Below are 12,643 nucleotides of genomic sequence, written 5' to 3' on the forward strand. Positions count from 1 at the left end.
ATTTTTTTATGGGATTCATCATTAATTTAAGTAATAGAAGCTGTATAAATCTCTTTAATAGTTTTATCCAGTTTAGAGTTAAACTCATCATCAGACTGATTAGCAAAAAGCCCTTCAGACAATGCTCTGGAGAAACTGGCAATTAATCCGTGGTTTTGCGAAAGTTTAAAATTAGCTTCATCCTGGCCATATCCGCCAGACAATGCCACAACACGTACAACATGAGGATCTGACATGAGTTCTTTGTAAAAATCATTTACAGTTGGAATCGACAATTTCAGCATCACCTTTACATCTTTACCAAGCAAAGCAAGTTGTTTTATGATTTCTTCTCTTAGAATTTCTTCTGATTTTTCCTTATCAGCACTATAAATATCCACTTCAGGTTCAATAATCGGAATAAGTCCTTTTTCGAAAACCTGCAAACCTACTGCAAATTGCTGTTCAACGACTTCGCGAATTCCTGCTGCATTGGCTTCTTTGATAACAGAACGCATTTTGGTACCAAAAACATTTCTTGCTACAGCACGTGTCAACAATTCGTCCAGATTAGCAATAGGTTTCATCAACTGAACACCATTTGCAAGATCGGCAAGTCCTTTGTCGACTTTTAGAAAAGGAACGATGTTTTTCTTTTCCCACAAATAATCAGCCGTCCATTCTCCGTCAATTTTGCGGTCCATTGTGTTCTCAAACAAAATAGCGCCCAAAATATACTCACGGTCAAATGCAGGACTTTTAATAATTCGGGTTCTCATTTCATGCACAAGAGTGTACATTTCATCATCATTTGAATAACTGCTTTCTTGTACGCCATATTGCGCTAACGCTTTTGGAGTACTTCCGCCGCTTTGATCTAATGCAGCGATAAAACCTTTCCCCGAGTGCATACGATGTAATTGTGCGATGTATCTTTCTCTATTTTCCATACTATTTATGTTTTAGTTCCGATAACTATCGGCATTAGATTAATTAAATATTTACAAGCCAGTTTTTTGATTTACCTTCTCATAAACTTCTTTCACTTTGTTTGGAGGATCAAATCGATATCCAATATTAAATTTCAAGGTTGATATATTGTCATTCAGTCGGGCTTCTGCCGATTCGTTTTGAAGGAAATTAAGCGTGTTTAAACTCGCAAAAGCAAAGAAACGATCTCTATTGTAAGCAAGCTTTAAATTGAAGTCTAATTGGTACAATGCCGAAACATCTCCGTCGACATCATTAATTCCTGCTCCAACAGCAATTCCGGCGCCAATTAAAACGCGGTCACTGATCACAAAATTGTAAAAATAGGAGGGAGCCAGTGAAAAAACATAAATATCACCGTTTGAAGAATCCGGTTCAGTGTTTAAATTAATATTAGTGTAATAAAAAGAAAAACTCGGAATAAAACTTCCGGAACTCTTCGTTTGCCATTCGTTTTGACTGACCAACGTTTTATAAGAGAAATTATCGTTGAAAATGTATGAAGTTGTTCCGCCAATTTTTGTCGTATGCATTTTAGGTAAAAAAACGTTTACCGCACCTTCACTGATATAAAATCCTTTTTGGTGGATATAAGTAAAAGACTGCATCCATTTTTTATAGTAAAAACGGGTGTTGAAACTAAAAAGTTTAGAGTCTGAGTTGTCTTTGTTTTCGCTAAAGAATTTTGGCGCAAAACCAAAACTGATATCAATAAATTTGTAACTTAAACCAACGCCTAATTGTTCGCGTCGGTTCGGATTAAGGTCCACGTATTTCTTTTGGCCTTCGGAATTAAAACCAATCTCAAAATTGTTAGAGGTATCAAGATAATAAATACTAGCTGTAACCTTATCATCGTAAGATTTAAAATAAGGATTCTGTAGCGTATCTTTTTGGGCAAAACACCCAAAAACACTTCCAAAAAATACTATATAAACCAGATTTAACCTCATTTTGAAATTGTAATTAAAAAAACATCTCTAAATTACGATTTTAAAATGAAGTTCTTATGCAGTAAATAAAAATTTGGGATAATTGTATTAAATCCAGTCTATAGGATTTTCTAATACATTAACTAATTTCTCTTCGATACTTCCGGTTTCTGCATGATGATCGTAAACCCATTGTACATGAGGCGGCAAACTCATCAAAATACTTTCGATTCTTCCATTCGTCTTTAATCCGAATAAAGTGCCTTTGTCATGAACTAAGTTAAATTCAACATAACGACCACGACGAATTTCCTGCCATGTTCTGTTTTCTGGAGAATATTCCAGATTTTTTCTTCTTTCAACAATTGGCACATACGCTTCAAGGAAACTATTAGCAACTTCGGTTACAAAGTTGTACCAATCTTCCATTGACATTTGCTCATTTGCTTTGCAATAATCAAAGAACAATCCGCCAATTCCGCGGGCTTCGTTTCTATGAGCATTCCAGAAATAAGCATCACATTGTTTTTTATATTTTGGATAAAACTCGGGATTGTGTTTGTCGCAAGCCGTTTTACACGTTTGATGAAAGTGTTTTGCATCTTCTTCAAATAAATAATAAGGCGTTAAATCCTGTCCGCCGCCAAACCATTGTTCGATTACTTTTCCGGATTCGTCGTACATCTCGAAATATCTCCAATTGGCATGAACTGTAGGAGCCATTGGGTTTTTAGGATGCAAAACCAAACTTAATCCGCATGCAAAAAAATCAGCTTCGCCAACGCCAAACATTTTTTGCATGGCTTCCGGTAATTTTCCGTGAACGGCAGAAATGTTTACACCGCCTTTTTCGAAAACATTTCCGTTTTCAATTACGCGCGTTCTTCCCCCACCGCCTTCAGGGCGTTTCCAAAGGTCTTCACGGAATTTTGTAGTTCCGTCAACAGCTTCTAATCCGGCACAAATCTGGTCTTGTAATTTTTGTATGTATGCGTAAAATTTATCTTTCATGTTTTTATTCTTTATTTTCTGGGAAAGTATCATGATATCTGAATGCAACATTCATATCTAATACTATTGTAGTGTCTTTTTTTAAAATTTTTACAAATCTTGAACTTGCTTTTTTTGCTAATGAATCGCCTACTTCAGCTTTTTCCCAAAGTGTTGAATAACCAAATACTTCGCTGAAGTCTTTTAGTTTAAAAGTGGGAGACATTCTATTATCTTTATTTAAGTGTTTTTTTATAATTAATCCTGAAAATTTTTCATCAAACATATCTTTGTACGCGTCTTTACAAATTTTTGCATCGTTTGAAAAATATGAACAGGTACAAAAAAATATTGAAAAAAAGAGCATTACAATAAAACCTTGATATATTGGTTTCAATCTTTCAAAGTTAAAGTCTAAGATAACAGTTAAAAATTTATCAAAAGAAGACATTAATTTTTTTTTAGTTTATCTTTCATTGCTATAATATTCTGATTTGAGAAGGCCAAAATAAACGACATCTTCTAATGTTCCGTCGCTGCTTTTAAATTCTTCGCGCAAAATGCCTTCTTGTTTAAAATTATGTTTTAATGCAATTCGTTGGCTTGCTAAATTAATTTCTGAAGTACAGATAAAAACCTTGTTCATCTTCAATTCGTTGAAACAAAATTCAAGTGCTTTCAAAACCATATTTGATGTAATCCCTTTTCCTTGATAATCTTCGTCAACAAAATAACCTAATTCACATTTTGAAATGCGGTAATCAATTGTTTTTACACACAAATAACCAATTAAAGCATTGGTTTTAATGTCTCTTGCGTAAAAATAAAAACCTTCGTTATTTTTTTCTTTTTCAAGGCTTACAGCAAGAAAATCTTCTGCTTTTTTTAATGAATCAGAATTGGCCAAAGTCACCGGAAAAGTTTTTCCAATATGATTGCTATTCTTTTCGATGAGGTTATAAAATTCCTCAGGAAGAATATCGTTTATCGTTTCTGTTTTCCAATCGGTAAAACTCATCTTTACTTGTTTTTAACTGAAGTAATTTTGGTATTTATACCAAATGAAAAAACCTTGCTTTCCTTTTGAATATATTGGTAAATGGCAAGTGCCTTACCTGAAAAATCAAATTGTTTTTCTTGGGATAGACCAATTAATATATCCGCAAATTCTTCCTGCTGATTCCAATCTAAGTGGCATTGCTGTAACAGAATTATCAGTTCTTCTTCTGGTATTTCGATTGTTCTTTGTAAACTTAAACCAAAGCTTTTTAATTGCTCATCTATAAGAGCTGTATCTTCTGCATTCCAAAATTTAGGGACAAAAATTAAAGCATGCAAAGTTCGTAGAGTATTCTCTATTCTGATACTTTCTTTATCTCTTAGACCTTTGTTGAGCATGATTTATTGTTTTTTATCCGATTTAAAATTCTGATCGTATGTTGTTCTGCTAAATCTTAATTTGCTATCCTGAAAAAGATCATTATTTCTATTGCCAATCTTTTTTATAATCCGATAAACAAAATATAAAACCGGTAATGAATAATATATAAAGCCCATACATATAGGTACATAAGGCTTCTCTGTAAATAATCCCCCCGCTTTGATAGTATCAAAATAATGAGATTTTTCTAAAAAATCATCTGTTAATCCTAATTTTGGAATTAACCCATTTCCAAATGATACAGCAAAGATTAGAAAGAAATAAAATATTGCTTTTGTAACAGATTTACCTATTTGCATCGCTCTGATTTCCAGACTCACATCTGAAAAAGCAAATCGCATTCGGTTTAAAACCGTTAACAAATAAATATATAAAATATTTGTATTGATTACAGAATGATTAAAAGCTAATGCAAATAATCCATACATAGGAAAAAATACAAAAAGAGATAATTTTTTAGGCATAACCGCCATAAAAACTCCGGAATGAACCATAATAAATTCAAAAGCCATTAAAATAGCTAAATCATTTATAAGACTTACCGGATGTTGTTCCGGATGCATCCAAACCATCAAAAAAATAGTCGCATAATACGCCTGAAATCCATATTCTACAAAAGAAAATGGCGAGTTTTTAGTGAAGTTTATGTTTGCAAACATCTAACAGGTGGTTTTTTAAGCTTCCAGTCTCAGTTTTTCAGATTTAACTGAGAATGAAAACCGAGACTGGAAACTAGTTAGTTCCCGTATTCCTTAACCGCGTCAATAAACGCTTTAGCATGGTCTACGGGGATATTTGGTAAAATTCCGTGACCTAAATTTACAATATATTTATCTTTTCCGAACTCGTCGATCATTTCGTGAACCATTTTTTTGATTGTTGGAATTGGAGAAAGCAATCTTGAAGGATCAAAATTTCCTTGTAAAGTAATATTTCCACCAGACAAATAACGAGCATTTCTTGGTGAACATGTCCAGTCTACACCCAATGCCGAAGCTCTACTTTTACCCATTTCGCCAAGAGCAAACCAACATCCTTTTCCGAAAACGATAACCGGAGCATGATCTGCCAAAGCTTCAACGATTTGGTTGATGTATTTCCATGAAAACTCCTGATAATCAACCGGAGAAAGCATTCCTCCCCAAGAATCAAAAATCTGAACGGCATCAACTCCCGCTTTTACTTTTTCTTTTAAGTATAAAATAGTAGTATCTGTAATTTTTTGTAATAAAGTATGAGCTGCAGCAGGGTTTGAGAAAGCGAAACCTTTTGCGGTATCAAAACTCTTAGAACCTTTTCCTTCAACCGCATAACAGAAGATTGTCCAAGGAGAACCAGCGAAACCAATTAATGGCACTTCGTCGTTCAGCATTTCTTTAGTCAATTTGATCGCATCCATTACATAACCTAAACTTTCCTGAATGTCCGGAACGTAAACGCGGTGAACATCAGCCAATGAACGAATTGGGTTTGGTAAAAACGGACCAAAATTTTCTTTCATTAAAACTTCGATTCCCATTGCTTGCGGAATTACAAGAATATCCGAGAATAAAATCGCTGCATCAGGTGCAATTCTGCGAATAGGCTGAACAGTAATTTCGGCAGCTAATTCAGGAGTTTGACATCTTGTAAAGAAATCATATTTATCACGCAAAGCGATAAATTCCGGTAAATATCTTCCGGCTTGACGCATCATCCATACTGGCGGACGTTGAACAGTTTCTCCTTTTAATGCTTTTAAAAATAGGTCGTTTTTTAACATTGTTTTTATTGCTTTAGGCTTTAAGCTTTAGGCTTTAAGCTATGTTTAACTATAATTTTTTTGCTTATTGCCTAAGGCTTAAAGCTTATTGCTGTATTCAAGAATTACATCCTCGATCACATCTTCAACCGTTGGCTGATCAGCAATGACGATATTTTTTGTTATTTTATCTAAAGCTTCCGCAGTGGTTTCTCCAATACAGAAGCACTTTTCTTTCTTAATAGTATTGTCTTTCAAATAACTTTCAACGCCGGAAGGACTAAAAAATAAGATGCCATCAACGGTATTCTTTACTTTCTGTGGCGTTAATGACGTATCATAAACCTGAATTTCGTTGAATTTCACGTCGGCTTCTTTTAGAGCTTGTGGTAAAGTTTCTCTTCTAATATTTCCGCTAAAGAAAGTATAACTTTCATTGCGATAAATCAAAGTGATAATTTCAGCTAAATCAGCAGCATATCCAGTGTAAGCCACAACATTAAATCCGCTTTCAGATAAAAGGATTTTAGTTTTTAGGCCCACACAAAATACATTCTTGCTTTTCAGTTCTTCTGATTTTGGATCTGCTAAAACACTATGAACCGCATTCTGACTCGTGAAAATCAGATTCTCGTTAATGTCTTTAAGCTCGAAAGGCTTGTTTTGTGTTTGAATAAAATCAGATTCAATTACTTCAATATTGGCTTTTACCAATGCTTGTTTCTGTTCGCCCGATAGCTTTTTTGTAGATAATATTTGAATTGATTTACTCATTATTTTTTTAGTGATTCTTTAATAGATGCCATCAATTCTGCTCCGCCATTGTTTAAAATTTCCTGTGCGGCGAAGAATCCCAGTTTTTTCCATTCTGAGATATCTACTGTTTTGTCAATTTCAAGTTTTTGTTTTCCGTCAATAGAAAGTAAAACACCTTGAAAATGCAAAGCATCTTCCTCTTCATTATAGTTTACTAAAGCTCCAATTGGTGCGGTACAGCCACCTTCAAGAGTTCTTAGAAACTGACGTTCGATATAGGTACAGATTTCAGTTTCGATATGGTTTAATTGCGAAAGTGCATCAAGTGTGTAATTGTCGTTTTCCATTGCCACAACAAGCATTGCGCCTTGTGCAGGTGCGGGAACCATCCAATCTAGATTGATGAAATTTCCTGGTTTCAGGTTAATGCGCTCCAGACCTGCAGCAGCAAAAACAGCTCCGTCCCAGTTATTGTCTTGTAATTTTTGCATACGCGTGTTTATGTTTCCGCGTAAATCAACAACAGTATGATTAGGGTATTTGTTAAACCATTGTGCCTGGCGTCGTAAACTTCCGGTTGCAATAGTACTTGGATTGGCAAAATCAGGATTTCCTTTATGAATTAAAATGTCCAAAACATTCGCTCTCTCCAAAACTGCCGCCTGAACAATGCCTTTTGGTAAAGCCGTTGGCACATCTTTCATAGAATGCACAGCAATATCAATATCGCCGTTGATCATAGCAATATCCAAAGTTTTAGTGAAGATTCCGGTGATTCCAAGTTCGTAAAGAGGTTTGTCGAGAATAATATCGCCTGTAGATTTTACAGCAACAATCGAAGTTTTATAACCTAGATCGTTTAGTCTTTTTTCGACAGTATGCGCTTGCCAAAGTGCCAATTCGCTATCGCGAGTTCCAATTCTGATTGTTTTTTCAGCCATTTTGTTGAATTTCACCATATAAGTTATGTAAGATAATTTAAGCAGTTGGGTTGAAAAATAATTAACTGTTTGCTATTAAATGAACTTATTTAACTTATATGGTTTAAATTTTATTTAAGATGCTTTTATTTTAAAGACTTTTTCGATCCATTCGATACTTTCATCAACCATGGTGTCGTCGTCTTTTAAGTGATTTGCGAAATGTGTAGTGATTTTTTGGATGATTCTGTTGCTGATGATTTCAGCTTGAGCTTCATTAAAATCTGCAATTTTTCGGCTTTGAAAATCTAACTCTGAAACTTTAATAGCATTCAGTTTTTCTTTTAAAGCATTAATGGTTGGAGCAAACTTGCGTCCTTTAGTCCATGTTACAAATTCCTCTTTTACTTCCTCGATAATAGCTTCGGCAGCCGGAATGTGTAATTTTCTGTTCTCAAGAGTCTCATCTGTCAGTTGCGACAAATAATCCATGTGAATCAAGGTTACACCTTCTAATTCCTCCACATTTTCATGAACGTTTTTCGGGATTGATAAATCTAAAATCAATAAAGGTTTCTTTAGATTTAAAATTGCTTTGTCAACTGTTGGGTTTTGAGCGCCCGTAGCGACAACAACAACATCAGCATTTTGAAGTTCTAAGTGTAACTCCGAATAATCTTTAACAATCAAATTAAGTTTTCCGGCCAATTTCTCCGCTTTGTCCTTAGTTCTGTTGATTAAAGTGATGTGTTCGTTTTTGGTATGTTTGACAAGATTCTCGCAAGTATTTCTTCCGATTTTTCCTGTTCCGAAAAGTAAAATATTTTTATTGCCAATATCTTCTACATTTTTGATAATGTATCGTACGGATGCAAAAGAAACCGAAGTTGCGCCTGAGCTAATTTCAGTTTCATTTTTGATCTTTTTGCTTGCCTGAATCACCGCATTAACCAATCTTTCTAGGAAAGCATTTGCTAATCCCATAGACTTTGAATGGGCAAAACTGGTTTTTATTTGTGAAATAATCTCAAAATCGCCTAAGATCTGACTGTCTAAACCAGTTCCTACGCGAAACATATGACTTATAGCTTCTTGATTTTTGTAGACAAAACCAACTTTCTGAAAAGCATCGACTGAACCGTTGCTGTTATCACAAATTAGTTTTATTAATTGAAAAGGATGTTCTGCAAAACCATAAATCTCGGTTCTGTTGCAGGTCGAAGTCACAATTAAACTTTCTATTCCTTCTTCCTTAGCCTGTTCCAGCAAACGCGTTTTTGCAATTGCATCCAAACTAAATTTACCTCTTACCTCAGCATCGGCTTTTTTATAACTCAGACCAACTGAGTAAAAATAAAGATGTTTCGGTACGTTATTGTTTTCCATAAATTCACTTTCATAAAAGTGTCAACAAAATTATGATTATAGTGTTTATAAAAGTAACGCTCAAAGTACTTTTTGTATCGCTACATGTTTTTTTGTTTCTAAAGAGCTGTTTTTATGCAAAAAGAAGTATTTTTGTAGCAAAATCAATTGGTTAGAAACGTTTTGTTTAGAGTGATTCTAAATAAGCTCAGGTGATTATCTTGATTTTTATTTTAAAAAAACATCGCTATGAGTTCTCAGGAAATTATTAAAATTGAAGACGACTTTACGCTTATCCGTTTTCAAAACGACAGTTTAGAGCCCTTTTTCGGACAACATGAAGTAGGTAGTGGCCTGATACAGTTTCATTTCGGGATAAAAGGGAATGCCAAATTCTTATTCAATCAAGGCAGTTATGCTTTAGATCTAAAAGAAGAAAAATCGCTCCTTTTATACAATCCGCAGAAAGAACTACCACTCAATTTAGAGTTAGCTCCAAATTCCTGGGTAATCTCAGTAATTGTCTCAATTAAGAAATTTCACGCGTTGTTTTCTGCAGAAGCAGATTATATTACTTTTTTAAGTCCTGATAATAAGGACAAAAAGTATTATAACGAAGGAAATATTAGTCCTTCTATGGCTATTGTGTTGAGTCAGCTGTTTCATTATAACCTACATCCATCAATAAAAAACCTTTATTATAAAGGAAAAGGATACGAATTGCTGAGTTTATACTTTAATAGAACTGAAGATCCAAACGCAGAACAATGTCCGTTCTTGATTGATGAAGATAATGTTTTGAAAATCCGAAAAGCCAAAGAAATCATCATCGCCAATATGGCTGAACCACCTGGATTACAGGAGTTGGCAGATGAAATTGGTTTGAATTTGAAGAAACTTAAAATGGGTTTCAAGCAAATTTATGGCGATACGGTTTACGGATTTCTATTCGATTATAAAATGGATTTCGCCCGAAAACTACTCGACAGCGGTTCTTATAATGTAAACGAAGTAGGATTGAAAATTGGCTACAGCACCGGAAGTCACTTTATAGCGGCTTTCAAGAAAAAGTTTGCCACAACGCCTAAGAAATATTTGATGTCGATTAATACGAATGTTTAGAATGGTAAGAAGGTATTCAATAATTTTATTGGTTTTCTTAATTATCTCTTGCAAATCAAAAGAAGAAAAAATGTTTTTTGATTTTGACAGTGTTGAATATTATTCATTGAATAAAAGTAAAGAAGAGGAAATGGGAGAGAACAATAGTAATAGCATTGATAATGGTATTTTTGATAAAATCTTTTTTGAAAATTATCCTGAGAAAGTAAATAATGCTATTTTTTACAAAACAATTAATTCTAATGGGTTTTCTAAATTTGAGTTATCCAAAAAAGACATTCAGTATTTAAGAGATGATATTTTTTTAGAGAAATCCTCTTTAAATATGTTTGAAAATGCATATGCCTGCGCACCTCAATATAGAGATGTTTTGGTTTTTAAAAAGAATAAAGAAATCTCAGGGATAGCGAAAATATGCCTTTCCTGTCGACAGTTTTATATAGTTAGTTCTAAAAGGGAAATTCAGATGGAAAACTTTGGAACAGAGGAAGAATATAAATCATTGGAAAAGCTATTTCAAAAATATAAAAACTAAAATGTTTAAAAGCATCAATTTTATATATCAGTACATAAATAAAAAAGAATAATTATCATATTTCTAAGAAGTGGCAAGTTCTACTTTTGACGAAAATTTAAACAAATGCTTAAAGCCTAAAGCTTAAAGCGTAAAGCAAAGAATAAATGAAAGGCGTATTATTAGTAAACTTAGGATCTCCGGAAAGTCCGGAACCAAAAGATGTAAAACCGTATTTAGATGAATTTTTAATGGATAAATACGTGATCGATGTTCCGTATTTATTAAGAGCTTTATTAGTTCGTGGAATTATTTTAAGAAAAAGACCCGAAGAATCAGCTCATGCTTACAAAAAAATCTGGTGGGATGAAGGCTCTCCTTTAGTTGTGCTTTCAGAAAGAATGCAGAAAAAAGTACAGCCTTTAGTGAATGTACCGGTAGCGCTTTCTATGCGTTACGGAAGTATGACCATCGAAAAAGGACTTCAGGAATTGCATGATAAAGGAGTTACAGAAGTATTGCTTTTCCCTTTATATCCGCAATATGCCATGGCTTCGACTTTGACGATTTTAGTGAAAGCCGAAGAAATCCGTAAAAAGAAATTTCCGCAAATGACATTTACCGATGTTCCTGCGTTTTATAATAAACCAGATTACATCAAGAATTTAGCCGATTCGATTCAGAAACATTTAGTTGGTTTTGATTACGATCATCTATTATTCTCGTACCACGGAATCCCGGAACGTCACATTCGTAAAACCGATGTGACAAAATCGCATTGTAAAATCGATGGTTCTTGTTGTAATACGCCTTCGCCGGCACACGATTTCTGTTACCGCCATCAATGTTATGAAACTACCAGACAAGTCGTGAAATTATTAGGACTTCCGGCAGATAAATACAGCCTGACTTTTCAGTCACGTTTAGCAGGTGACAAATGGTTAGAACCTTACACAGATGTTGAAATCGATAAAATGCCAGGAAAAGGAATCAAAAATCTTGCAGTTGTAACACCAGCTTTCGTTTCAGACTGTTTAGAAACATTAGAAGAAATTGCAATGCGTGCCAAAGAAGACTTCGAGAAAAACGGAGGTGGAAATTTCTTAGCGATCCCATGTTTGAATGACGATGACGAATGGTGTGAAACTGTTGGGAATTGGATTAACGAGTGGGCTAAATAATATTTGCTTCAAGTTTAAGGTTTCAAGTTATGATCAACTTTAAAAAAACCTTAAACTTGAAACTTGAAACAAATAATAATGGAATACTATAACTACTTAAAATCATTACATCTTATTTTTGTAATAACCTGGTTTGCAGGTTTGTTTTATATTGTGCGTTTGTTTGTGTATCAAATAGAAGCGAATGAAAAACCATCGCCTGAAAAGGAAATTTTACAAGCGCAATACAAAATAATGACCTACCGTTTGTGGTACATTATTACGTGGCCTTCAGCAGTTCTGGCGAGTCTTTTTGCGTTTAGTTTATTGTATCTCAATCCAGGATTAATATATTTGGATTATATGCAGGTTAAATTTGGTTTCGTTTTTGCATTGTATTTATATCATGCAAAATGCCATCAGATTTTTAAGCAATTACAAAATGATGAGGTAAAATATTCCAACAATTTTATGCGTTTATGGAATGAAGGTGCAACAATTATACTATTTGCAGTAGTTTTTTTAATAATTGTAAAAAGTGCCATCAACTGGATTTTCGGCGTAATTGGAATCTTTTTATTCTCAATTATCATAATGCTTGGTTTCCGATTTTACAAAAGAATAAGAGAGAAAAAATAGTTTAAATTGTTAATTATAAATTGTTAATGGTGAATTTTAAACGCACTAATAGTTCATAATTAATAATTTATAATTAACAATTAAAAAAATATGC

At 33.8% G+C, this 12,643-nt stretch carries 15 protein-coding genes; 4 read left to right on the top strand and 11 right to left on the bottom strand.

Annotated elements, in window-relative coordinates:
• Positions 1–26: 26 nt before the first annotated feature.
• The 11 genes from ACQKCJ_RS00920 to hemA form a co-directional block, all read right to left on the bottom strand.
• Positions 27–929: a fructose bisphosphate aldolase gene (locus ACQKCJ_RS00920; RefSeq protein WP_271333922.1), complete on the bottom strand. Its 903-nt coding sequence runs from the start codon at positions 927–929 to the stop codon at positions 27–29.
• A 51-nt stretch (positions 930–980) separates the two neighbouring features.
• The gene (locus ACQKCJ_RS00925) at positions 981–1,922 is read right to left on the bottom strand and encodes a DUF4421 family protein (protein ID WP_271333923.1); all 942 of its coding nucleotides are present in this window, start codon (positions 1,920–1,922) and stop codon (positions 981–983) included.
• An 87-nt stretch (positions 1,923–2,009) separates the two neighbouring features.
• Complete coding sequence (gene hemF, locus ACQKCJ_RS00930; RefSeq protein WP_271333924.1) at positions 2,010–2,912, bottom strand: oxygen-dependent coproporphyrinogen oxidase; 903 nt, start codon at positions 2,910–2,912, stop codon at positions 2,010–2,012.
• Between the two features lie 4 nt (positions 2,913–2,916).
• Positions 2,917–3,342, bottom strand: coding sequence for a hypothetical protein (locus ACQKCJ_RS00935; protein ID WP_271333925.1), 426 nt, complete (start codon positions 3,340–3,342; stop codon positions 2,917–2,919).
• Between the two features lie 15 nt (positions 3,343–3,357).
• The gene (locus tag ACQKCJ_RS00940; protein ID WP_271333926.1) at positions 3,358–3,909 is read right to left on the bottom strand and encodes a GNAT family N-acetyltransferase; all 552 of its coding nucleotides are present in this window, start codon (positions 3,907–3,909) and stop codon (positions 3,358–3,360) included.
• A 2-nt stretch (positions 3,910–3,911) separates the two neighbouring features.
• A complete protein-coding gene (locus tag ACQKCJ_RS00945; RefSeq protein ID WP_271333927.1) occupies positions 3,912–4,289 on the bottom strand; it encodes a hypothetical protein in 378 nt (125 codons plus the stop codon).
• A 3-nt stretch (positions 4,290–4,292) separates the two neighbouring features.
• Positions 4,293–4,991: a hypothetical protein gene (locus ACQKCJ_RS00950; protein WP_427401173.1), complete on the bottom strand. Its 699-nt coding sequence runs from the start codon at positions 4,989–4,991 to the stop codon at positions 4,293–4,295.
• Positions 4,992–5,068: 77 nt separating this feature from the next.
• Entirely contained in the window at positions 5,069–6,094 is a 1,026-nt protein-coding gene (hemE, locus tag ACQKCJ_RS00955) for a uroporphyrinogen decarboxylase (RefSeq protein WP_271333929.1), read from the bottom strand.
• A 78-nt stretch (positions 6,095–6,172) separates the two neighbouring features.
• Positions 6,173–6,847 (bottom strand): uroporphyrinogen-III synthase, encoded by a 675-nt coding sequence (locus ACQKCJ_RS00960; protein WP_427401174.1) that lies wholly within the window; start codon positions 6,845–6,847, stop codon positions 6,173–6,175.
• Positions 6,847–7,770, bottom strand: a complete 924-nt coding sequence (gene hemC / locus ACQKCJ_RS00965; protein ID WP_427401175.1) for a hydroxymethylbilane synthase — start codon at positions 7,768–7,770, stop codon at positions 6,847–6,849. The genes ACQKCJ_RS00960 and hemC overlap by 1 nt, the downstream gene beginning before the upstream one ends.
• Positions 7,771–7,884: 114 nt before the next feature.
• Positions 7,885–9,135 carry a glutamyl-tRNA reductase gene (gene hemA, locus ACQKCJ_RS00970; protein WP_427401176.1) on the bottom strand — a complete coding sequence of 417 codons (1,251 nt, stop codon included), beginning with the start codon at positions 9,133–9,135 and terminating at the stop codon, positions 7,885–7,887.
• A 228-nt stretch (positions 9,136–9,363) separates the two neighbouring features.
• Here hemA and ACQKCJ_RS00975 point away from each other — a divergent pair, with 228 nt between their 5' ends.
• The 4 genes from ACQKCJ_RS00975 to ACQKCJ_RS00990 all read left to right on the top strand — a co-directional run bounded on the left by ACQKCJ_RS00975 (position 9,364) and on the right by ACQKCJ_RS00990 (position 12,549).
• The gene (locus ACQKCJ_RS00975; RefSeq protein WP_026982335.1) at positions 9,364–10,236 is read left to right on the top strand and encodes a helix-turn-helix domain-containing protein; all 873 of its coding nucleotides are present in this window, start codon (positions 9,364–9,366) and stop codon (positions 10,234–10,236) included.
• Between the two features lie 70 nt (positions 10,237–10,306).
• Positions 10,307–10,771 (top strand): hypothetical protein, encoded by a 465-nt coding sequence (locus ACQKCJ_RS00980; RefSeq protein ID WP_271333933.1) that lies wholly within the window; start codon positions 10,307–10,309, stop codon positions 10,769–10,771.
• Between the two features lie 146 nt (positions 10,772–10,917).
• Positions 10,918–11,931, top strand: coding sequence for a ferrochelatase (gene hemH, locus ACQKCJ_RS00985; protein WP_271333934.1), 1,014 nt, complete (start codon positions 10,918–10,920; stop codon positions 11,929–11,931).
• Positions 11,932–12,009: 78 nt separating this feature from the next.
• Positions 12,010–12,549, top strand: a complete 540-nt coding sequence (locus ACQKCJ_RS00990) for a CopD family protein (RefSeq protein WP_271333935.1) — start codon at positions 12,010–12,012, stop codon at positions 12,547–12,549.
• Positions 12,550–12,643: the final 94 nt, after the last annotated feature.

Source organism: Flavobacterium sp. NPDC079362 (assembly GCF_050267765.1).
In the GTDB taxonomy this organism is placed as follows: domain Bacteria; phylum Bacteroidota; class Bacteroidia; order Flavobacteriales; family Flavobacteriaceae; genus Flavobacterium; species Flavobacterium azizsancarii.